Source organism: Gangjinia marincola (genome assembly GCF_039523415.1).
GTDB lineage: Bacteria > Bacteroidota > Bacteroidia > Flavobacteriales > Flavobacteriaceae > Gangjinia > Gangjinia marincola.
Window position 1 is genome coordinate 95,726 of sequence record NZ_BAAAFG010000012.1, and the last position, 22,041, is coordinate 117,766.

Sequence of the window (22,041 nt, forward strand, 5' to 3'; positions counted from 1 at the left end):
GGTTCTGGGTTTCTGATTATAGATATCGGAATAATAAACGTTGATGATTCAGCAGTGCAGCTACTGCGGAGCGGGCACAGTATTTATATCATTTTAACGGATTTAGCACAAGGACCAGAATTGTTTTCTCCGAGTTCATATGAGACTAGTTGTCCATTCTCGATTTGTTTCCAATCGCTCCAATTTGCTACATCGATAAAATCATATCTGTGGGCAAAAATACTTTCATTTTTAGTCTCTATAAAAGCAAAATTATCTTTTGGATTCCTTGTTCTTCTTAAATTCCCAACTAGTTTTCTTTCATCCTCTTTAAATTCTATTAGGTAGTTTAATGAGTTATCAGTGAATTTATCCTTGAAAAGTAAAATAATTTTTTCCTTTAAATCAACAGTTAGGTTTATATACTTATCATTATTTATAATTAAATCTTTGATATAGCTTTTTAAGTCTTCGATTTTGACTACTGGTAAAATTTTAATAAATGTTAGTATTCCAACGCTGAAATTTTTTGCCATTTTATAATCAACAATTTTTTCTTCCGCACATTCTTCAAATAAGTCAAATGCTTTTTTGAAATGATTTATTCCATTGTCAATATCAGTTTGTATTCTCAATTCACTTTTCCCTGTTTCTGCATAATATGATATTAATTCTGTATTCGCAATTCTTAAATTTTTTGGATCTAATTCAACATTTTCTTTTAAATTTCTTACAACCTGAATAGCCTTGTTGAATTCTTGAGCAGTATTGAAGCATCTAGCTATTAAGAAAGCCGTGTAAGGATGATTCGGTTTTTGAGCATACACTTTTTTTGCATATTCAAGTGCTCCATCTGTATCTTCAAGTTTAAACATTAAAAATTGAGCATAATAAAATAATAAACGAGGATTTTCGGGTGCAATTTCTAAACCAAGTTGATAATCTTCTTCTGCACTCAATAAATCACCTTGAGTAGCCTTAATAAAAGCACCGACTCTATAAACCTCAAAATAATTGGGGTCAATATTTTTTGCTTCTTTGACTTTATTTAATGCGCCCTCAAAATCACCGTTTTTTGAATAAAGCAAAGCTTCTTGAAGAAATTTTGCACTAATCATTTGATTTTGATTGTCGTAAACTAATGCGTTTAAGGCAAACTCATTATACTTTTGAACTTTATTAATTTGCCTTATGCCTATATTGAGTTCTTTTGATTTTTTAATATTTGATTTTATATAAGATTCCTCAATTGGATATTTTTTTGAAAGAAAATCTTTAGCAAAATCAGATATGTAATAAATAACTTCTTCATAGTTGTTCCCATCTTCAATTTGTCTAGATATTAATGTTGTTTTAAATAATTCAATTAAATATTTTCTAACTTCTAATGGTTTGTAATCAGATAAATATATAATTTCTGCATTTGTTACTTTTTTTCTAGATGCACGAATAGTCTTTAATATTGAAATGGCACCATCACTTAATTTCTCATACACATTTGTTAAACAAAAATCTAATAAATCTTCTTTATTATTGATTACCTCGTGTGGTGCAATTCCAGATTCTACAGTACTAACAAACCATTTAATAGCAAGTGGATTGAAATAAAGTTTACTTGATATATCTACTAATGTTTTTTGCGGTAATTTAAGTAATGTTTCACTGTTTCTTATACGAGCAATTTCTCTTATTAACTTTGCGGACTCTGTTTCTGAGAGTCCTTTAAGTTTTCTCGGGTACTCTAATTCTCCAAGACCAATTCTAGAAGTTATTAATATATTACATTTCGTTTGTGCTTCTCGAATAAAATCACGTACCTCGTCACTTTGTATTGTTTCTAGATTATCAATTACCAAAAGAGTTTTAAAATAATCCAAATATTCAAGAACTTCATCTAATTTATTGTTAGTACCAATTGAGCCACTGATTTCTGAAATAAGACCTGTATAATCTGTTATTGCTGTGAATATATCTTCTATTCCTTTTGAGGTCAACATTGTAGTTTTTGCAGAAGTCCAGATTATTAATTCAAATGGACAATTTTCATTCATATCTACAATATCATATGCAACTTTTAGAGCAAGAGCAGTTTTACCAATCCCACCATCTCCCAATACAGAAACAACCTTATTTGATAATATCAATTTTGTCAATACTGCTACATCCTCAGTTCTTCCGATAAATCCTGTTTCATCAAAGTCAGGGACAGGTAAATTGTGACTTACTTTTGATATTTCTTCGTCAATATGATTAGTAGGGAATTTTAAAGTCAGAACATAACTTGGGTCTTTTTCAATCTTTTCTCTTGTATCAATTGTAATTTGCCACTCAATTGGGTCAGATTTTTTCAGGGTGGTTACAAAATCATAAGTGAATGAAAAGTCGCCACCAAGCAAAGGTCTTGTATGCATAACCCTATTTCTTATAGGCGTTAAATCACTTAATTGTTTAAAATTAGATTTTAAATAATCAGATGTTTCCTTTCGTAAAAATTCTTTATTCTTATTCAGAATTGTGAATGTATCTTGAAAATCTAAAAACTCAATTACTTCATCTAAATTTTCTTCATAACTAACACCAGGATTGTCTCTTTCGAATCTATCAATTATTTTTTTTTCTAATTTAGAATCCTTAAAAAAAGCTAGATTTTCAAAATAGGGCGTTATGTTCTTTTTAATGCAATTTTTTAAGTCTATCTCGACACCATAAATTAATGCTGCGAGTGTAAGTCTGGTTTCAGTTATTTTTGACATTCTCTATTATTTTTTATATTGTGTCCAACGGTATTGTATAAGCGCAGTAGAGGTTTTCACACACTAACTTTTCCGCTTATAACTGACGTTAAATTTATACAATTTCTTTGGAGTCATCAATCCACCGCTATTGCGCTTATACGGTGTTGTACCTAGTTATTTAACTCGAATTATAAAGTTTACGTAAGCATTTTTCGGTCTAGATTCGGTACTGGTTTTTTGATTTTTCACAGCACCTGAGTCATCATATTTCTTATTAATACCCAACCTATCGTAATGTTTATGGTGCTCAGCTGATATTCCACCCTTAGAAGTTTGACCTATATGGACGTGTTCTTTAAGTGCATCATCCTGAAAACTACCCACTTCTCCAATTTCGTTATTAGCATTTTTTCTTTCCAAAACATCTGGGTCAACTTGTTTTGAATAGTCTACCCCTCTTAAAAATTGGCCTTGTAAATCGGGAAGCATAAATTCATCTTCACTTACTTTTCCCCAAGTAAATCCAATAGCTTTAAATAATTGAGGATACTCTTTGATTTTAAGAGTATCTCCATTGCATAATTTCCAAGCGTAACTTGGAACTGAATTGCTCTTACCACCATAAGGCAAAATAGAACCTATCGGTGAACTAGTTGTTTTTTGTGTATCTGTTATGTTACTTTCTTGATAGTGCCAATCGCTTGGATAAATTATTGGTGTTGCTACAATTTTAGCGTCTCCTTCATTGAAATTGGCTATAGAGATTTCTAGTGCTGCATTGAAAGAAGTTTGACTTCCAATTTTCATATCCACTTTAGATGGAATCCAATCACCGCCTTTAAATTGCCATTTAATATCATCTTTGTATGCATAAGTATCATTATCTTCTTTCTTTACAGTTACGCCATCATAAGAACCTTCTGCTAAATCTTGCAAATTTGTACTTAAATCAGGTTTGGATTCTAGTATTTCATCTACAGCACCAGGCGTAAGTATGGCATAGTCGCCTTGTTTAGTAATTGCTTGCCATTCTCCGTCTTTATTCTTTTTAATATCTAAGCTAACGTCTTTAAAATAATTTATTAAAATCTCACTAAACTTATTTACAGCAGATTTAGTTCTACTAGGATTACCGTTAACAACTAATTGTAAACTTGCTTTGTTCTCATCAATCATACTTGATAAATAATCACGAGAAACGATACGCTTGTCTTTATAATCTGTACTAACAGTAGCGCCTCCACTTCCACCTCCAGTCTTGATTGGGCCAAGTTTCACGCCCCAACCTCGTGATTTAGATTTGGTACTAACTTTTGAATACTTAATTCGTTCTTCATCACCAAATAATTGCTTTTGAATATTATTTGAGCTTTTTAAAATACTGAAGCCAGTAATTACGTCAGAAGTGTAGATATTGCCTACCGAACTTAAAAATCCTTTAATAGTATTTGTAAATCTTCTTTCTTGGTATAAATCTTTAAGGTCTTTACAACTACCTTCTAATCTAGCTACGTAAGGTGATGGTAAGGAACCGATAGAACTATAGTTTGTGAAAGTTGATGTATTACTATTTAATTTATTTAATATGACATAATTATCTCCTAATTTCAACTCAACTATGAAATCCGTGTGTAATAATGGTGAGATTTCATCAACGATGTAATTTTTCGATTCTAAAAGACCTTTTATTTCAGCTTCTATTTCTACATCGACAAGGTCTATACTCAATCCAACAATCATATTATCATTATCGTTTGAACAATCATCGATTTGTTCTTTAAAGTCCTTCCAGTCAATAACTAATGCTGGTTGATAATAAAATTTATTTTCAAAAGCGCTTTTATATACTTGCAAGGGTGAATCGCCAATTGATGAAATCCTATATACTCCAATATTATTCGGTATGTCAAATTCTAAGCTTGTTATTTGTGAAAATAGTAATGGAGTATAGAATATTGAAAAGCATAGAATTATTGGTCTTAAAGTTTTCATAGTTTTAATTTATGGTTGGTTAGTTATTATTGCCAATTAATTTTTCAAGGAATTTGGCAGGATGATTTTCGAAACCTTTTCTTTTTGGTATATCAAGTTTGGAAGAAAGTATATTAGCTACGTCAATCAAAAATGTTAAGCAATCACTCTCCAATAATTCATAGTTCCTTGTTCTCCATTCATTTAATTTAGAGGTAGCGTCATTGTATTCTTCATCTGTTACTGTAACTACGAGAATCAAGTCTGTAGTTCTTAAAAAATCATCTACTATCTTACCCGGCACTTCTCCCATTATTAAACTTTTACCTCCACTTAAACTTTCTTTAGGATATAAGCCCCAAGACCCCTCGTTTACTGTCATTAATCTTTGAGAATCTTCATATCCAAGTGAGATAAATGCGTGCCCTATTCCGCTACTATCAGCACAAAAAGCAATGAATTTTTTATCCTGCGCAAAAGTTGAACAGTAGATTAAAATAAATAATCCTAATGTTAATGTTGTTCTAAGTGTTTGTTTCATAATTGTGTACAACTCGTTTATAATTACTATCCTAATTTTAAAGTATTTTTAAACGACTACAAACGTTTATAAAAGACTTTAAACGAAAAGAAATATTTCCTAACCGTATGCAGCAAGAGAGCGGGTTCATCTTTGTACCGTCGATCATCGACATCGTTAAAAATAATCATTTAAATCTATTTAGTATGAACACGCTTAGAAACAAAGTACAGTTAATTGGAAACTTAGGCAATGATCCAGAAATCCTCAACTTAGACAGCGGGAAGAAACTCGCTAAATTCTCTATCGCCACCAACGAGTCGTATAAAAACGCCCAAGGAGAAGTGGTCAAAGACACCCAATGGCACAACGTAGTCGCCTGGGGTAAAACCGCAGAGATCATTGAAAAATACCTCGTCAAAGGCAAAGAAGTAGCGATTGAAGGTAAACTCACCAACCGCAGCTATGAAACTAAAGCGGGAGAAAAACGCTACATCACCGAGATTAATTGCAATGAACTGTTGATGTTAGGGAAGTAAAGTTCCTCCCTAAATCCCTCCTAAGGAGGGACTTTTAAATCCTCGTCTGTATGGTAGGCGGGGATTTTTGTTTTGTATTAGGTACAAAGTATAAAGTATTAAGTACAAAGTGCGAGGTACAAAGTACAAAGTAAAAAGTAGCATGAACTACGAACAATGAGCAATGAGCAATAACCAAAGATTAAGTACAAAGTACAAAGTACGAGGTACAAAGTACAAGGTACGAGGTGCAACCTATTAAATACAACAATCAATAATCAATAATCAATGATCAATGATCAATGAGCAATGAGCAATGAGCGATGAGCAATAATCAATAATTAATAAGCAATGATCAATAACCAATAATTAAGTACAAGGTACAAGGTACAAAGTTGGAGGTACAAAGTACGAGATATAAGGTACGAGGTACGAACGAACCTTAAACTCAAAAACCTTAAACTTTCAATCTTCAACAGAATTTACAGAATCAACCTAAACACGGCATTAGTGGTTAAGCCCAGTGCGTACCTGGAAAATTGAGCAGGTTTGTTTTGGGCATTGATGCGGTAATAGTCATTGATTACATTTTGCCGGTCGGTGAGATTCCAGGCAGAGATTCCGGTTTCAGCGCGAAGCGAATTACCCAGCTTAAAGCGGTATAATGCAGAGGCATCTACCCTCAAATAATCCGGCTGGCGTTCTTGATTTGCCTCAGCATATTGAATTTGGTTGTCTTGAACCGAATTTTCCGCCAAGGGAATAGAGGTCGGCCGACCGGTTCTGTAATTGAGTCCGGCAGAAAGATCCCACTTTTCTGTGCTGTAGGTACTACCCACCGTTAGGGTATGGGTCACATCAAAATTACTGGGAAAGCTGATTTCGGGTAGGGATTCAAACCTATAGGTGGCATCCAAATAGGCATAGCTGATCCAGGTACTTAAGGCGCCGGTTTTTTTGCGAAGTAAGAGCTCTACACCGTAGGTTTCCTGGCTGCCTTGTTCTCGCGCAAATTCATATTTGGTGGTAAATCCCTGGCTTTGGGTGGTAATGCCGTCTACCTCTTTGTAAAATCCATTGAGGTCCAGCAGCCAGGATTTTTTCTGAAAGATCATACCCAAAGAGGCTTGCTTACTCGTGAGTATGGGGATGCTGTCATTATCGCTGAGCTGCCAGCGCCTTTTTTCAATGCCTAAAAAGTCATTTTGAAAATTGATGATCTGTGAGGTATTTTGATGTTTGAATTCGGCTAAGGCTTGCAGTTCGATATGCTTGCCCAAGGCTACTCTGGTGGATAGCCGGGGTTCCAGCAGTACGGTGTCCAAGGTACTGATGTAGTTTGCACGTACGCCTCCCCGCACAAAAAGGGTGTTGTTGGGATTGGTGTAATGAACCTGTGCATAGCCGGCGTGCTCCCGCAGCACCTCTTCATCCCTGCGTACAAACCTGGGTACATCCACATCGTTAAGGTTGATGATTTCGGTTTCGGTAAAATCATATCCCAGCAAGGTACGCCAATTATGCTGCGTCATGCGATGTTCCAGTTTTACGCGGGTTTCTGACACCCGATTTTCCTGTAAAAAGCGTTGAGACTCCAGCACATCGGCATTGATCGCCCGCAGGATATAATCACTTTCATAGATGTGCGCTCTGGTGGCGTGAGTGGCATTCCAGTCCCGGGTGTAATTGAGTCCGGCGGCATAACTCCGCTGGGCGATGCTGCTTTCGCGGGTTTGCTGTTCTTGACCTACGTTGGCCGTTTCATTAAAGCGGAGTTCGTTATCAATCACCAACGCATTTAGCCTGATCTTATCCTTAGCTGTGATCTGATACAACCAACGTGCCCCTACATCATAAAAATTAAAGGTTTGATCAGAGTTGGTGACTTCGACCTCATTGAGATCCGCTTCGGTGGTTTGGGTGATGCGGTCAAAGTACGTGGTGTAGGTAGGTGTTCTGTACACCTCGTCTAAAGACCGTCGTGACGCAAGCTGCACCGAGGATCGTGCATTGAGCGGAATATCGGCAAAGGCTTCCGCGTTAAGCAAATTAAGGCCGGCTATACCCTTAAATTTAGTCGTAATCGTCTGGTCTGTTTTCATATGGATGGTGCCCGAAACGCCATCAGTCAATGCAGCATCGGTGCCGTTATGAATCACCTGCGCCTTTTGGGTGATGTGAGGGTTAAAGGCGGAAATAAGGCCGAAAAAATGACCCGTTTGGTACATTTTAATGTCATCCCACAAGATCAAATTTTGATCGTTGGATCCTCCTCTCATGGTGATGTTAGAAACCGTTTCATCTAAGCTGGATATCCCCGGAAGCGCCTGTACGGTATGCAACACATCAGCTTCAATCATTCCGGGCAGTAAGCTAAACTGATCGTAGTCAATCAAGGTGGTTCTATCGCTGGCCTTAGCAATCCCCTTGACCAGATAAGCGTCTATTTGAATGGAACGGAGTTCTTCGCGCTGCGGAATCATCAACACAGGACCACAATCCTTAGTATCAAATGAACCGGCCTCACGTTCCATCACGCCATAGCCTAAATGACTTAGGGTAACCCTAGTCGTAGGATCACTCACTGCCAGTTTAAAATACCCCGAAGCATCGCTTAGGGTGCTTGCATTGGTCGTAACAATTGTAACCCCTTCTAAGGGTGCATTTGAGCCCGGATCCATCACGTAACCGCAGATCTGCATGGTTTTGGTGATGGCGATGATGGAGGCGTCGATACGCGTAAATTTTAACGGAGTGCGCTCTTCCAAGTACGCCAACTGTAGAGTAAGCGAGAACTCGGTAGGAGGAGGGGAGAGCTGTATATCGTCTAAAATGCCGCTTTGATAATTAAAAGATACCTTGTGTTGGGTACTGATTCTGGCAAGAATTTCTTCAAGTTCCACCTTTTGAGCGGTTTCCTGACTCCATACTTGTGCATTAAAACATAGGATTGCGCAAAGACACCAAACGATCTTATTCATCGGTACGGGAAATAATTACCTTGGTGGAATCGATGATGGTATATGCAATAGGTAACGGAGCCGTGATGGAGGTTAAGGCTTTTTCCAGCGTATCGTGTGTAAAGGCACCTGTAAAGTAGAGGTCCTGATCTGCGTCATATTCAATCTTAACCTCAAACTGCTGTTCTAGGGCGTTCAACACCTCTGCCAGCGGAGCGTTTTTAAACACACTTCTATTTTTGAGCCAATAGGGTTCTGCTGTCGCAACGCGCTGTGTACCGGTGCTGCCTGCAAGAGATTTAAATTGTTTTCCTGCGGGGAGTTGTACCGTATCTTTTTGATGGATAACGCGTACTAATCCCTCAAAACAGGTTACTTCAAAGGTGTTTTCGCTGGCGATTACATTAAACTTGGTTCCCAATACGCTGACCGTCCCTTGGGCAGTTTGAACGTCAAATTGTTTTCCCTTTTTGACTTCAAAAAAAGCTTCTCCCTCAAAGGTGAGTGCGCGTTCTTCTTCCCAATTATAGGAGCGAAAGGATAATTGAGAGTTTTGGTTGAGGTGCGCGATGGATTCATCGGGTAGGGTGATGGTGCGGTTTTCAGCAACTACGGTAGAGATGGTTGTGGTAGAAAAACTTACCCAGGCAAGATAACTCAGTCCGCCTAAAACTAAGATGGCAGCTATTCGAGTGATTATTCCGGTCCAGGAGGTTCGGGGATCCTTTTTAGTTTCCAAACGTTGATTTAGCCGGTCAAACGAAATCACGCGCTGTTTATCTGTAACTTTAAAGCGCTGGGCTTCCTCAGCGATTTCTTTGTACAGCGCTGCATCCTCCAAGGCATCAAAGGCTTCTTGTTCTGCCGGAGTAAGGTTATTCTCTAACCACTTCTTTACCAAATATTCTGTGTTCATCTGTTCTCTGGTGTATTACTAAAACAACTTAACGATCAAAAGTCCCAATAAAATTTAGGTCATCTCTTTTAGGCGTGATTTTAAAAAGTGTAAAGCGCCGTAAATGCGGTGTTCTGCCACTTTTTTGGTAATCCCTAATTCATCGGCTACCTGTTGATGGGTTTTTCCGTCGATCTTGTTCAACAAAAAAGCAATCCTGTCGTCTTCCTTCATATCGGCTAATGCCTGCTGGTATCGTTTTAAGAACTCTTTTTTCCGCAGGACAAACTCAGGCGTCTCATGATCGTACTCTCCCGGTTTCAGGTTTTGATACTTGAGGACCACCTTTTGATGCTTGATCTCATTGAGTATTTTATTCCCTGCTACAGTATACAAATAGGATCTTGCGGCTTTAGGGGCTACCTTTTTACAGTTTTCCCATAAGGTGATAAAGGCTTCTTGCACCTTATCTGCCGGGTTGGTATTATCTCCGTATTTATACCGTAATATGGTTGTTAGCGTTTGCGCATACTTTTCATATAAGGCTGAAAATATGCCTTTGTCACAGGTGTCGGGATGTAAGGATTTAGCCAATCGGTGTTGTTTATTTCAGAAAAATAAAGAAAAAATAGGGATTTTTTTTGGGAGATGGTCAGATTGAATTGTTTTATATCAAAGACCGAAGGTTTAAAAGTAGGTTTTAAGACGTTCAACGTATAACACCATTTAAAATACTCATAGTATGAAAACGATTAAAGCATGTATGCTGGTAGTATTAGGAATAGGTTTAATGACCATTTCTTGTAGAACCGAAGATGATCTGGCGATTGATCCTCCCCAAGAGGAACAGATTGAGGCCAACTCTGCCATTGCCAATTTAGTAAGCCGCACCGTAGCGAACGATGGTTCACCCGATAATATCATTGATGGTGCCAGTTGTTTATCAGTACAACTTCCCGTTACCGTTACCGTAAACGGCATTGAAATCGTCATTAACGATAGCGACGGTTATGAGGACATTGAGGACATCATCGACCTTTTTGATGATGATGTAGACAGCGTGGTAATTTCGTATCCCATCACGGTTATTTTAGTTAATTTTTCGACGGTAGTGGTGAATAGTGATGCTGAATTAGCAGCCTTAGCGGCTAACTGCCTTGATGATAATGAAGATGATGATGACATTGAGTGTATCGATTTTCAATATCCCATCACGGCTTCCATTTTCGATGACAACAATGAGGTGATTGGCACGATTACGATCAACTCAGATAGCGAAATGTATGATTTTATTGATGATCTGGAAGACTATGCTGCGGTGACCATGGATTTCCCTATCACGGTTATTCTGGCTGATGGCACTACACAGACCGTGAATACGATTCAGGAATTAGAAAATGTGATTGAAGATGCAGATGATACCTGTGATGAAGATGATGACAATGATTTTGATGATGATGATTGTGATAACTGTACCACCAGTGAACTGGCTGATGTTTTTAATCAGTGTGCGGAATGGACTGTGGATAAATTAGAACGCAACGACCAGGATTTAGAAGATAATTACGAAGGTTATTTCTTTAGCTTTGGAAATGACGGAAGCATTACTGTAACACAAAATGCAACGACCTACACCGGAAGCTGGCAAGCCAGTGGGACAGGAAACAACATTGATGTAGTCATTAATATTCCTTCTCTACCAGATTTTAATGCCACTTGGAACCTGCATGAAATTGAGCAGGAAGATGATGAGGTAGAAGTAGACCTTCGTCTGGGTGATGACCGGTTACGCTTTGAAAGTGACTGTGACGATGATGGAGATGTAGATGATGCAGATTTAGTGAATGCACTCACCACAGGAGATTGGTACGTGACTAATTTCACCGAAGATAATCAGGATGAAACCGGAGTGTATGCAGATTATACCTTTAATTTCTTTACCGATCAGACGACCACGGCAACCAACAGCAATGGAACCACCACTGGATCTTGGGCAACCGACAGTGATGATGGTGAGTTGGAGTTGCTTTTAAATTACGGAGAGGCTGATCCTCTGGATGAATTGACTGAGGATTGGGATGTGGTCGAAGTGACCAACGAAATTATTCGCTTAGAAGATGCCGATGATGATGGAACAGTAGATACACTTACTTTGGAGCGCACACCGTTTGACGGAGGGACTACAGACACTTTAGCAGATTATCTGATTGATGGATTATGGTTTGTAGCTTCTTATGTAGAAGATAACGACGATCAAACGGCAGATTATGCCGGCTACGAATTGAATTTTGATGTTGCCGGAACAGTCGTTGCTTCTAATGGAAATACAACTAATAGCGGTACCTGGTCTGTATTGAATAACGATACTCAAATGACCCTGGATTTTGGAGCAGCCATGCCCTTTGAAGAATTTAATGATGATGATTGGAATGTGATTTCCAGTTCTGCTACTCAGATCGTTATTCAGGATGTGAGTGGAGGTAATGGAGGTACAGATACCTTGACTTTACAAAAAATTTAAACTAATTTATAATATCATAGATCATGAGAAAACAGATAATCATCGCATTCGGTTTAGTATGGGGAATGCTCACCATTACGTCGGCTTGCTCTACAGACGACGATAGTACTGATAACACTAATGACCCTACTGTTCAAATTGCCGAAGTAGAAACGACAGTAAGCAGCGGTACCTGGCGGATCACCAATTACAACGATTCCGGGGAGGATGAAACCTCAGACTTCAACGGCTATGCCTTTAGTTTTAACAGTGATGGATCACTGGTGGCTACCAACGGTACCATTACCTATACCGGCACCTGGGCAGTAGTTGAAGATGATGACAGTGACGACGATAGTCCTGATGATAATGACATTGACTTCGTGATCTCCTTTCCTGTCGATGATGACAACGATTTTGAAGATTTAAATGATGATTGGGATATCGAATCCTATACAGACACGACCATTAATTTGATAGATATTAGTGGAGGTAACGGTGGTACCGATATCTTGGTCTTTGAACGAAATTAAACAAAACCTTTTTTGCCCTTAGTTAAGTTGATTGAGAAGCCGATTGTGACCCTTAGTCATGATTGGCTTTTTTATGGTTTACATACAACATGCTGGCTTGCCTCATTTAGGCTCCTGCATTTTGCGTACTTGCTTTAACAGAATAGACTTGGGCGTAAACGGCACACTTTTCATCATTATTTTTTGCGCAAAAGTCAGTCCGGCCATAACGTCTAATTTTCCGGCAAGCATGGCGTCGTATCCTGCTAAGGCCACCTCACGGGGATCTTGCGGATTGCTAAATAGGTCCGTTTTATCCATACCAGATCGTTGGGCAAAGTTTGTGTCTGTGGCTCCGGGTAATAGTGCAGTGACCGTAATACCGGTATCGTGCAATTCTTCAGCTATGGCATTGCTAAATGAAGTGACGTAAGCTTTAGTCGCATAATATACCGCCTGCATTGGACCGGGTAGTAGAGATGCTGTTGAAGATACGTTGAGGATTTTCCCGTTGCCACGGGCAACCATCTCCGGTAAGAACTTCCGCGAAAGCGCAGTTAAGGCAATAATGTTGAGTTGGATCATGGCGAGGTCTTTTTCCCACTCACGTTCGTGAAACTTTCCTATTCCGCCAAAACCCGCATTGTTGATGAGGTAGTCTACGTTGATGTTCGCATCTTTTATTTGTGCGTATAAATTTTCTACCGCATCATCTTTGGTGAGGTCACTATCGAACATATGCACCTGAATCCCGTAGGTTGACTCCAGTTCATGTTTTAAGGTGCTTAAATCCTCGCGGGTTCTGGCGACGATAATCAAATCACCCCCACGTTGGGCATGGATTTTTGCGAGTTCTTTTCCTATGCCGCTGCTGGCTCCCGTGATTAGGGCTGTTTTTTTCATACTCTATTAGTTTCTTAATTTATGTTTGAGATAATTTAAATTACTTAAAGACTCCTTTTACTCACTAATCGTAAGATTATATAACCTACTAATCCAGAAGTTACTGACCCGATAATAATACCGACTTTAGCAGAATTCATGCTGGTTAGATCATTATGAAATGCCAGTGTATCAATAAATATTGACATTGTAAATCCCACTCCTGCGATAGCTGAAGCGCCCAATATTTGCTTGATGCTTACTCCATCTGGTAATTGAGTAAGATTTAGCTTGATACCCAGGATCGAAAATCCTGCAACCCCTATAAATTTACCTACAAAGAGACTTAGGGCAATATTTCTCATTAATATAAAGTCAAAATTATAGTCTAAGCTGATCATTACCCCGGCATTGGCAAAAGCAAAGATTGGTAATATAAAATAAGCTACAACTGCATGTAATTTATGTTCTAAATGTTGCAAGGGTGACCTTACCTCAAAGGTGATATTTTCAAGATGGTCAATATATTTCATTTCTTTTTTTGAAAGAATGTAACTTCCGTCTTCTTTGGGTGAGGGAGTGATTTTACTGATGAGTTGGTTTAATTGCGTAGAAAAGGAAGTGGTATTAATTTTTCTTTTTATTGGAATGGTAAAGGCCAGCAACACTCCTGCGATGGTGGGATGAACTCCAGATTTTAAAAACAAAAACCATATCACTATCGCCAGTACGATACCTATTGCAAAAGAGTATTTTCTTAAACGATATAAAAGCGCGAGTAAGCCAATTAACAGAGTTCCATATAAGATGTAGCTCCATTCGATCTGGATACTATAAAACAAAGCTATGACGAGTACAGCAGCAATATCGTCTATGATCGCGAACGCAGTAAGAAATATTTTGAGACTCAACGGGATACGTTTTCCTAATGTGCTCAAAATAGCTAAAGCGAAGGCTATATCTGTTGCCATGGCAATTCCCCATCCCTTCTCTGTATCAGGATCCTGATTTAGTAATAAATACATCCCAACCGGAACCGCCACACCTCCTAAAGCTGCGAAGAAAGGTAGGCTAGCTTTCTTTACGGTATTAATTTCACCTACCAGAAGTTCCCGCTTGAGTTCTAAACCAATCAAAAAGAAAAATATGGACATCAATCCATCATTGATCCACAACAGCAAGGATTTTTTTAATTCAAAATTTTGAAAAGATATTCCAATCTCGTATTGCCATAGACTACTGTAAGATGAGGCATAAGGTGAATTCGCCCAAAGCAACGCGATTATGGTTGCTCCAAATAATAATGTACCCGCTAAGCTTTCAGCTTTTACAAATCGCTGAAACGGGGTAAGAAAAATTGATTTTAGCATGAAATTTTGATGTGTCTAACTATATACAATCTAAATTCTGTAAAAAACTGATGTCTTAAATTAAAATTATGAGGAGATTAACGAAATGTGCTAAACAAAAAAAGCCCGAATTTATCGGGTTTTAGGAAAAAAAAGATCCCTTCGGCAAGCTCAGGGACCTAGACATATTATAAAAAGATCCCGGCATAAGGCCGGGATTTGGTTAAAAACAGTATTCGTTTTCTTCGGTCAACTTTTCAGCGATTTCATTACGCAATGCCACTACATTCGGCATGTTGACGTATTTGGTGAAACGCTTAAGCCCCATCAGCATCATGCGCTGCTCATCTCCCTCAGCAAAAGAAACAATTCCTTCTTTGGCTTTTTGGTTGATCGTATCCACAGCGTTATACAAGTAGAGACGAGTCATGTTGATTTGGTGCTTTTGTGACTCTTCACCAAAACGTTTCGCGTTCTTTTCGGTTCGTAACACCGCAGATTCTGCCATATAAACTTCAATCAAAATATCTGAAGCCGCTAACAACAACTGCTGATTCTCTTCTAACTTAGGACCAAATTTTTGTACCGCAGAACCTGCTACCATTAAGAATACTTTCTTAAGGCGTTTGATCAGGTCTTTTTCTTCGGCAAATAATTCAGAATAGTCCGGAGTGTCAAATGATGGGATTCCCATCAATTCTTCACCAACTGCTGTGGCAGGACCAAGTAAATCTACGTGTCCTTTCATGGCTTTTTTTACCAACATACCAACGGCTAGCATACGGTTGATTTCGTTGGTTCCTTCATAGATACGTGCAATACGTGCATCTCTCCAGGCAGATTCCATAGGAGTGTCGGCTGAAAAGCCCATTCCGCCAAAAATCTGAATACCCTCATCAGAGCAATTTTGAATATCTTCAGAAACCGCAACCTTTAAAATAGAACACTCAATGGCATATTCTTCTACTCCTTTAAGCTCTGCTTCTTGATGCGTATTTCCTTCCGCTTGACGGATATTGATACGATCTTCAATCAGCTTCGCCGCACGGTAGCTGGCAGATTCGCCCACGTAACATGAGGTAGCCATCTCAGCCAGTTTAGATTTAATCGCACCAAACTTGGCGATGGGTGTTTTAAACTGTACACGGTCGTTGGCATATTTTACCGCTTCGGTGATAACCCTACGTTGCGCATCTAAACAAGCTGCTGCTAATTTGATTCGGCCAACGTTTAAGGCATTCATCGCTATTTTGAATCCGTTGCCACGCTCAGAAAGCATGTTTTCTGCCGGTACCTTGGTATCGTTAAAAAATACCTGACGGGTAGAGGAGGAGTGAATCCCCAGTTTCTTTTCTTCTTCGCCAAAGCTCATCCCATTGGGATTGTCTTTATCGTACTCCACGATAAACCCTGTTATGTTTTTATCGTCCTCGATACGTGCAAACACGATGAAAATATTGGCAAACCCAGCGTTAGAAATCCACATTTTTTGTCCGCTAATGCTGTAGTGTTTTCCATCATCAGATACGACTGCTTTCGTTTTACCCGAGTTGGCATCAGATCCTGCACCAGGCTCTGTTAAACAATAGGCACCAAAGATTTCTCCTGTGGCTAATTGCGGAATGTATTTTTTCTTTTGCTCTTCGGTTCCATATAAGGTGATCGGCAATGTACCAATCCCGGTATGCGCACCAAAGGCTGTACTAAAAGATCCTGTCGCACCAGAGATATAGTCACACACCAGCATGGTAGAGACAAATCCCATTCCCAGACCATCGTACTCTTCAGGCACTGCCACACCTAAAAAGCCCATTTCTCCGGCCTTACGCATGCATTCTTCGGTAAACGCGTAGTCCTTGTGCTCAAAGCGTTCCCAGTTTGCCCATAGTTCACGGTCTACAAATTCTTTTACGCTATCGCGCATCATTTGTTGTTCTTCGGTAAAATCTTCAGGTGTGAAGACGTCTTCTGCCTTGGTCTCCTTGACGAGGAACTGTCCGCCTCGTAGGATTTCTTTGTTTAGTGTTTCTGTTGTTGCCATATTCCTCTCCCGACCCTCTCCAAAGGAAAGGGCTTATTTTAATTAATAATTATTTCTAGTATTTATGTTCTTCTCAATTATTTCCTCCCCTAAGGGGAGAACTGTAATTATTTCTTATTTACATTCCCCCTTTGAAGGGGGTTAGGGGGATGTTTGCCCTCACCCCAACCCTCTCCCAGTGGTAGAGGGAGTTGTTAATCTTTTATAGTACTATCTCTACTTCATTTATTTAGCCTATCTCTCCCCTTAGGGGAGAACTGTAATTATTTCTTATATACATTCCCCCTTTGAAGGGGGTTAGGGGGATGTTTGCCCTCACCCCAACCCTCTCCAAAGAAAAGGGCTTATTTAATTAATAATTATTTTAGTATTTATGTTCTTCCCAATTAGCTCTCCCCTTAGGGGAGATGCCGAAGGCAGAGGGTATTTAGTTTAAAAACTCAAAGATTCCTGCTGCTCCTTGTCCTGTTCCTACGCACATGGTGACCATGCCGTATTTGCCTTTCATATCGCGTTTGCGCATTTCATCAAATAGCTGCACGGATAGTTTTGCTCCCGTACATCCCAATGGGTGACCCAATGCGATGGCTCCTCCGTTTACATTCACAATCTCTTGGTTAAGATCAAGTTCACGCATTACTGCTAAGGATTGTGAGGCAAACGCCTCATTCAATTCAATCAACTCAATTTGATCCTGGTTTAATCCTGCCAAGCGTAAAGCTTTTGGGATGGCTTTGACCGGGCCTATACCCATGAGACGAGGTTCAACTCCGGCAGCGGCATAATTTACCATGCGGGCGATAGGCTCTAGGTTCAATTCTTTCACCATATCTTCACTCATCACCATCACGAACGCGGCACCATCACTCATTTGTGAAGAGTTCCCTGCGGTGACACTTCCTTTAGCCGCAAAAACAGGCCGCAGTTTGTTCAGTACCTCTACACTTGTTCCTCTGCGTGGTCCCTCATCCTTAGTTACGGTGTACTTTTTAGTGTCCTTTTTACCCTGGTCATTGACAAAGGTTTGTTCTACCTCAATCGGTACAATTTGGTCCTGAAACCTATCTTCATCTAACGCACTCAAGGCTTTCATGTGCGAGTGGTACGCAAATTCATCCTGATCTTCACGAGATACATTAAATTCATTCGCTACGGCTTCGGCCGTGTTCCCCATGCCCCAGTAATAATCCTCATGCCCTGCTTTGACGAGGTCATAATTTAATTCGGGTTTAAATCCGGTCATGGGTACAGAGCTCATGCTTTCGGCTCCACCGGCAATAATACATTCAGCCATGCCTGATTGGATCTTCGCCACTGCCATGCTGATGGTCTCAATCCCCGAGGAGCAAAATCGATTCACCGTTACTCCGGGAACGTCCACAATGTCCAGTCCCATTAAAGAAATAAGACGACCCATGTTGAGTCCTTGTGAACCTTCAGGCATAGCGTTCCCCACGATCACATCATCGATGCGTGTTTTGTCAAATTCAGGCAACTCATTCATGAGGTGTTGAATAGTTTCTGCCGCCAGTTCATCGGCGCGTTTAAATCTAAATACCCCTTTAGGGGCTTTTCCTACTGCGGTACGGTATGCTTTTACGATGTATGCTGTTTTCATTCCTCTTTTTTCTTAGATTCAAGAGTCAGGATTCAAGAATCATGACTACTTAAAACGTTCTATAAAATTGTATATCTTTTTTTGTAATCTAATAATGTCATCTTCTAATTCTTTGAATTTAATTTCAGTAATAAAATCCTGTCTTCTAATGACGTTCAATTGTGTTTCCCATTCAAATGCCGAACCTAAACTATCTTCTAAATACTTTACCAAGTGCTTATCTGTACTCTTACTTGTGCCTTCGGCTATATTAGAAGCAATAGATACAGAACATCGATTCATTTGAGATCGAAGACCATATTTTTCATAATCTGGAAATGTCGATGTTACGGAATAGGTCGCATCAATTAAATTCATGCTCTCTTTCCAAATATCTAGTTTCTTGAAATTATGTCTCGGCATAGATCCTGATTCCTGATTCTTCTAGTCGTGAATCAATTATTAGTTTCTAAGTGGCTTCCCTTTCTTCAACATATGCTGTAAACGTTCTAGTGTTTTTCGCTCTCCAGTTAAGGATAAGAAGGCTTCACGTTCCAAGTCGAGTAAGTATTGTTCTGATACTCGGGTTGGTTCAGATAAATCTCCTCCGGCCATGACGTAAGCCAATTTATTCGCAATTTTTTCGTCGTGTTCAGAGATATATTGACTCGCCTCCATGCTGTTGGTTCCTACCATAAACATTCCCAGAGCCTGCTTACCTAATACCAATACATCCTTCCGCTTTACGGGTTGGGTATATCCCATATCTGCCATAAGGCGTGCGTGCGCTTTCGCGGAAGCGATCTGCCGGTCTTTATTGACCACCACCACATCTTTACCCTGCTGAAGCAAATTCAAATCAAAGGCTTCATGTGCAGAGGTAGACACTTTTGCCATCCCAATAGTCAAAAAGTGCTCCTGAAGCACGTTAAGCTCCACATCTCCTTTTCTAAATTCATCCTGTGCTCTTAACGCCATTTCTTTAGAACCTCCACCGCCAGGAATCACTCCAACGCCAAATTCTACCAGTCCCATATAGGTCTCTGCTGCGGCAACTACCTTATCGGCGTGTAAGCTTAACTCACATCCACCACCTAAGGTCATTCCATGCGGAGCAGAAATTACGGGGATAGAAGAGTAGCGCATGCGCATCATGGTATCCTGAAAATACTTGACAGCCGCATTCAATTCGTCATATTCTTGCTCTGCCGCCATCATAAAGATCATCCCGATGTTGGCACCAACCGAAAAGTTAGGGCCTTGATTCCCGACCACTACACCATCAAAGTCTTTTTCGGCCATGTCAATGGCTTTATTCAATCCGGCGAGTACATCTCCACCAATGGTGTTCATCTTACTTTGAAACTCTACGTTTAGGATTCCGTCGCCCAGATCTTCCACCACTACGCCGCTGTTCTTAAAGACTTCGGCGCTTTTTCTAATGTTATCCAGGATGATAAAGGCATCTTGCCCCGGTACTTTAAGGTGATCCTTTTTAGAGATATCATAATAATAGGTAGCTCCGTTTTTTACTTCGTAGAACGATTTTTTTCCGCCAGAAACCATTTCATTTACCCAATCGGCAGGTTCAAACCCTTCGGCTTTCATGAGTTCAATTCCTTTTTCCACCCCTATGGCATCCCAAATTTGAAACGGACCGTGTTCCCAGCCAAAACCGGCTTTCATGGCATCGTCAATCTTATAAATATCATCGGCAATCTCCGGAATGCGATGTTGTCCATACGCAAATAAGGCGGCAAAGCTCTTGCGGTAAAACGCACCAGCTTTATCCTTTCCGTCTACCAATACGCTAAAACGGTCAATCACTTTATCGATGGACTTGGTAAGTTCCAGCGTCGCGAAAGAGGCTCTCTTGCTAGAACGATATTCCATACTATCTAAATCCAGCGTTTTGATTTCGCTGCTACCGTCCTCTTTTCGTACTTTTTTATAGAAGCCCTGTCCTGTTTTGCTTCCTAACCATTTGTTATCCATCATGGTTTGGATAAAGCCCGGTAACTTGAATAAGTCGTGACGCTCATCTTTAGGGCAGTTTTCATAAATCCCGTTAGCCACATGCACTAAGGTGTCTAAACCAACCACATCTACGGTTCTAAAGGTGGCTGACTTTGGTCTACCAATTACTGGACCGGTAAGTTTATCAACTTCTTCAACCGTAAGGTCCATTTCTTGGACCATGTGAAACAAACTCATGATAGAAAAGATCCCTATTCTATTCCCGATAAATGCCGGAGTATCTTTAGCAATTACAGAGGTTTTCCCTAAGAACTTATCGCCGTACTCATTTAAGAAATCGATTACGTGTGGGTTTGTTTTTGGACCCGGGATAATCTCAAATAATTTTAAATAACGCGGTGGGTTAAAAAAATGCGTTCCACAAAAATGCTGTTGAAAGTCCTCGCTTCGGCCTTCACTCATAAATTTGATGGGTATACCAGAAGTATTTGAAGTAATCAATGTACCCGGTGTACGATGCTTCTCCAAGTTGTCAAAGACTTGCCTTTTAATGTCTAAGCGTTCTACCACTACTTCAATGATCCAATCTACCTTACTTACCTTAGAAATATCATCTTCTAAATTTCCGGTAGTGATTCTACTCGCAAATTTTTGATTGTAAATTGGTGAGGGTTTTGATTTGAGCGAGGCTGCTAAAGCATCATTTACAATGCGATTTCTAACAACTTTATCATCCAGGGTAAGTCCCTGGGCTTTTTCTTTGTCGGTGAGTTCTCTGGGTACGATGTCCAGAAGTAACACTTCAACTCCTATATTGGCAAAATGGCAAGCGATCCCACTTCCCATGATTCCGCTACCTATAACGGCGACTTTATTTATTCTACGTTTACTCATGTTATTTTGTAACAGTTTCAGGTTGATTGTATATTTTTTTGGTGGAGATTAACTCCATGATCGTATGTGCTACTTCCTTAAAGGTACGCAAATCTTCTTCAGAGATGGCTTCTTGTACTGCCTCATCAAAGGTGAGCACTACGCGCTTTGAAAAGTCACGCATTTCCTTACCGAAATCTGTAAGATAAATCAGCACACTGCGTCCATCCAATGGATTTTTCTCCCGTCGTATTAATCCCTTGTCTTCCATATTTTTGAGTGTACGTGATAGACTGGTTGCTTCCATGCCCATCTTAGGGCCTAAAGCGGTAGAAGGTGTACCTTCTTCAGGATCTATACTTAATAATGCAAATCCAGTAGCCATAGTACTTCCTTTAGTGCCGGCTTCTTCATTATACATCTTTGCCACGGCCATCCAGGTTGCTCTCAATACGTAATCAATGGTTTTTTCTCTCATGTAGGGAACAAATATACACATATTTACTATGCGCGCATAGTAAATAACAGAAAAAAATATGAATAAATAAAGATCGCGTATGATTGGAGACGTTTTGTTATCAATATGATAATTTTAACGTTAAGGATGTGTGCAATCATTAATCTGATCTTATGTAAGAATACACATTCTGTGATGTTGTCGTATAGCCCTCTTAATAATGTGTAAAATTTACTCTCTTGAATAATATGTGTAAATAATTTACACAATGAATA

16 protein-coding genes are annotated in these 22,041 nt (G+C 39.5%); 3 read left to right on the forward strand and 13 right to left on the reverse strand.

The window, feature by feature from the left end; genetic code table 11:
• Positions 1–83 precede the first annotated feature (83 nt).
• From ABD000_RS04985 to ABD000_RS04995, 3 genes are all read right to left on the reverse strand, one after another.
• Entirely contained in the window at positions 84–2,732 is a 2,649-nt protein-coding gene (locus ABD000_RS04985) for a tetratricopeptide repeat protein (protein WP_343764611.1), read from the reverse strand.
• A gap of 156 nt (positions 2,733–2,888) precedes the next feature.
• Positions 2,889–4,706, reverse strand: a complete 1,818-nt coding sequence (locus ABD000_RS04990; RefSeq protein ID WP_343764615.1) for a phage tail protein — start codon at positions 4,704–4,706, stop codon at positions 2,889–2,891.
• A gap of 19 nt (positions 4,707–4,725) precedes the next feature.
• Positions 4,726–5,226 (reverse strand): hypothetical protein, encoded by a 501-nt coding sequence (locus ABD000_RS04995; protein ID WP_343764617.1) that lies wholly within the window; start codon positions 5,224–5,226, stop codon positions 4,726–4,728.
• 185 nt (positions 5,227–5,411) lie between these two features.
• Here ABD000_RS04995 and ABD000_RS05000 point away from each other — a divergent pair, with 185 nt between their 5' ends.
• Positions 5,412–5,744 (forward strand): single-stranded DNA-binding protein, encoded by a 333-nt coding sequence (locus tag ABD000_RS05000; protein WP_343764620.1) that lies wholly within the window; start codon positions 5,412–5,414, stop codon positions 5,742–5,744.
• 461 nt (positions 5,745–6,205) lie between these two features.
• Here ABD000_RS05000 and ABD000_RS05005 read toward each other — a convergent pair whose 3' ends face one another.
• Genes ABD000_RS05005 through ABD000_RS05015 form a run of 3 tightly spaced genes read right to left on the reverse strand, consistent with a single transcriptional unit; the run spans position 6,206 to position 10,172 of the window.
• Positions 6,206–8,704 (reverse strand): TonB-dependent receptor, encoded by a 2,499-nt coding sequence (locus ABD000_RS05005; protein ID WP_343764624.1) that lies wholly within the window; start codon positions 8,702–8,704, stop codon positions 6,206–6,208.
• The gene (locus ABD000_RS05010) at positions 8,697–9,599 is read right to left on the reverse strand and encodes a FecR family protein (RefSeq protein ID WP_343764627.1); all 903 of its coding nucleotides are present in this window, start codon (positions 9,597–9,599) and stop codon (positions 8,697–8,699) included. The genes ABD000_RS05005 and ABD000_RS05010 overlap by 8 nt, the downstream gene beginning before the upstream one ends.
• A gap of 54 nt (positions 9,600–9,653) precedes the next feature.
• Positions 9,654–10,172, reverse strand: coding sequence for an RNA polymerase sigma factor (locus ABD000_RS05015; protein ID WP_343764631.1), 519 nt, complete (start codon positions 10,170–10,172; stop codon positions 9,654–9,656).
• 148 nt (positions 10,173–10,320) lie between these two features.
• Between ABD000_RS05015 and ABD000_RS05020 the strand changes: the two genes are divergently transcribed.
• Positions 10,321–12,099 carry a hypothetical protein gene (locus ABD000_RS05020; RefSeq protein ID WP_343764633.1) on the forward strand — a complete coding sequence of 593 codons (1,779 nt, stop codon included), beginning with the start codon at positions 10,321–10,323 and terminating at the stop codon, positions 12,097–12,099.
• Between the two features lie 23 nt (positions 12,100–12,122).
• Positions 12,123–12,611 (forward strand): hypothetical protein, encoded by a 489-nt coding sequence (locus ABD000_RS05025; protein WP_343764635.1) that lies wholly within the window; start codon positions 12,123–12,125, stop codon positions 12,609–12,611.
• A gap of 102 nt (positions 12,612–12,713) precedes the next feature.
• Here ABD000_RS05025 and ABD000_RS05030 read toward each other — a convergent pair whose 3' ends face one another.
• The 7 genes from ABD000_RS05030 to ABD000_RS05060 form a co-directional block, all read right to left on the reverse strand.
• Positions 12,714–13,493 (reverse strand): SDR family NAD(P)-dependent oxidoreductase, encoded by a 780-nt coding sequence (locus ABD000_RS05030; protein WP_343764637.1) that lies wholly within the window; start codon positions 13,491–13,493, stop codon positions 12,714–12,716.
• A gap of 44 nt (positions 13,494–13,537) precedes the next feature.
• Entirely contained in the window at positions 13,538–14,842 is a 1,305-nt protein-coding gene (gene nhaA / locus ABD000_RS05035) for a Na+/H+ antiporter NhaA (protein WP_343764641.1), read from the reverse strand.
• A gap of 202 nt (positions 14,843–15,044) precedes the next feature.
• Complete coding sequence (locus tag ABD000_RS05040; RefSeq protein ID WP_343764644.1) at positions 15,045–16,862, reverse strand: acyl-CoA dehydrogenase family protein; 1,818 nt, start codon at positions 16,860–16,862, stop codon at positions 15,045–15,047.
• 427 nt (positions 16,863–17,289) lie between these two features.
• Complete coding sequence (locus ABD000_RS05045) at positions 17,290–18,480, reverse strand: acetyl-CoA C-acyltransferase (protein ID WP_343764646.1); 1,191 nt, start codon at positions 18,478–18,480, stop codon at positions 17,290–17,292.
• A gap of 45 nt (positions 18,481–18,525) precedes the next feature.
• Positions 18,526–18,882, reverse strand: coding sequence for a four helix bundle protein (locus ABD000_RS05050; RefSeq protein WP_343764648.1), 357 nt, complete (start codon positions 18,880–18,882; stop codon positions 18,526–18,528).
• A gap of 39 nt (positions 18,883–18,921) precedes the next feature.
• Entirely contained in the window at positions 18,922–21,330 is a 2,409-nt protein-coding gene (locus ABD000_RS05055; RefSeq protein ID WP_343764650.1) for a 3-hydroxyacyl-CoA dehydrogenase/enoyl-CoA hydratase family protein, read from the reverse strand.
• A gap of 1 nt (position 21,331) precedes the next feature.
• The gene (locus ABD000_RS05060; RefSeq protein WP_343764652.1) at positions 21,332–21,787 is read right to left on the reverse strand and encodes a MarR family winged helix-turn-helix transcriptional regulator; all 456 of its coding nucleotides are present in this window, start codon (positions 21,785–21,787) and stop codon (positions 21,332–21,334) included.
• Positions 21,788–22,041 lie beyond the last annotated feature (254 nt).

What these genes read in the sequence shown, in the direction of transcription:
- ABD000_RS04985 (WP_343764611.1), bottom strand. Translation starts at nt 2,732, where the DNA reads ATGTCAAAAATAACTGAAACCAGACTTACACTCGCAGCATTAATTTAT.
- ABD000_RS04990 (WP_343764615.1), bottom strand. Translation starts at nt 4,706, where the DNA reads ATGAAAACTTTAAGACCAATAATTCTATGCTTTTCAATATTCTATACT.
- ABD000_RS04995 (WP_343764617.1), bottom strand. Translation starts at nt 5,226, where the DNA reads ATGAAACAAACACTTAGAACAACATTAACATTAGGATTATTTATTTTA.
- ABD000_RS05000 (WP_343764620.1), top strand. Translation starts at nt 5,412, where the DNA reads ATGAACACGCTTAGAAACAAAGTACAGTTAATTGGAAACTTAGGCAAT.
- ABD000_RS05005 (WP_343764624.1), bottom strand. Translation starts at nt 8,704, where the DNA reads ATGAATAAGATCGTTTGGTGTCTTTGCGCAATCCTATGTTTTAATGCA.
- ABD000_RS05010 (WP_343764627.1), bottom strand. Translation starts at nt 9,599, where the DNA reads ATGAACACAGAATATTTGGTAAAGAAGTGGTTAGAGAATAACCTTACT.
- ABD000_RS05020 (WP_343764633.1), top strand. Translation starts at nt 10,321, where the DNA reads ATGAAAACGATTAAAGCATGTATGCTGGTAGTATTAGGAATAGGTTTA.
- ABD000_RS05025 (WP_343764635.1), top strand. Translation starts at nt 12,123, where the DNA reads ATGAGAAAACAGATAATCATCGCATTCGGTTTAGTATGGGGAATGCTC.
- ABD000_RS05030 (WP_343764637.1), bottom strand. Translation starts at nt 13,493, where the DNA reads ATGAAAAAAACAGCCCTAATCACGGGAGCCAGCAGCGGCATAGGAAAA.
- nhaA (WP_343764641.1), bottom strand. Translation starts at nt 14,842, where the DNA reads ATGCTAAAATCAATTTTTCTTACCCCGTTTCAGCGATTTGTAAAAGCT.
- ABD000_RS05040 (WP_343764644.1), bottom strand. Translation starts at nt 16,862, where the DNA reads ATGGCAACAACAGAAACACTAAACAAAGAAATCCTACGAGGCGGACAG.
- ABD000_RS05045 (WP_343764646.1), bottom strand. Translation starts at nt 18,480, where the DNA reads ATGAAAACAGCATACATCGTAAAAGCATACCGTACCGCAGTAGGAAAA.
- ABD000_RS05050 (WP_343764648.1), bottom strand. Translation starts at nt 18,882, where the DNA reads ATGCCGAGACATAATTTCAAGAAACTAGATATTTGGAAAGAGAGCATG.
- ABD000_RS05055 (WP_343764650.1), bottom strand. Translation starts at nt 21,330, where the DNA reads ATGAGTAAACGTAGAATAAATAAAGTCGCCGTTATAGGTAGCGGAATC.
- ABD000_RS05060 (WP_343764652.1), bottom strand. Translation starts at nt 21,787, where the DNA reads ATGAGAGAAAAAACCATTGATTACGTATTGAGAGCAACCTGGATGGCC.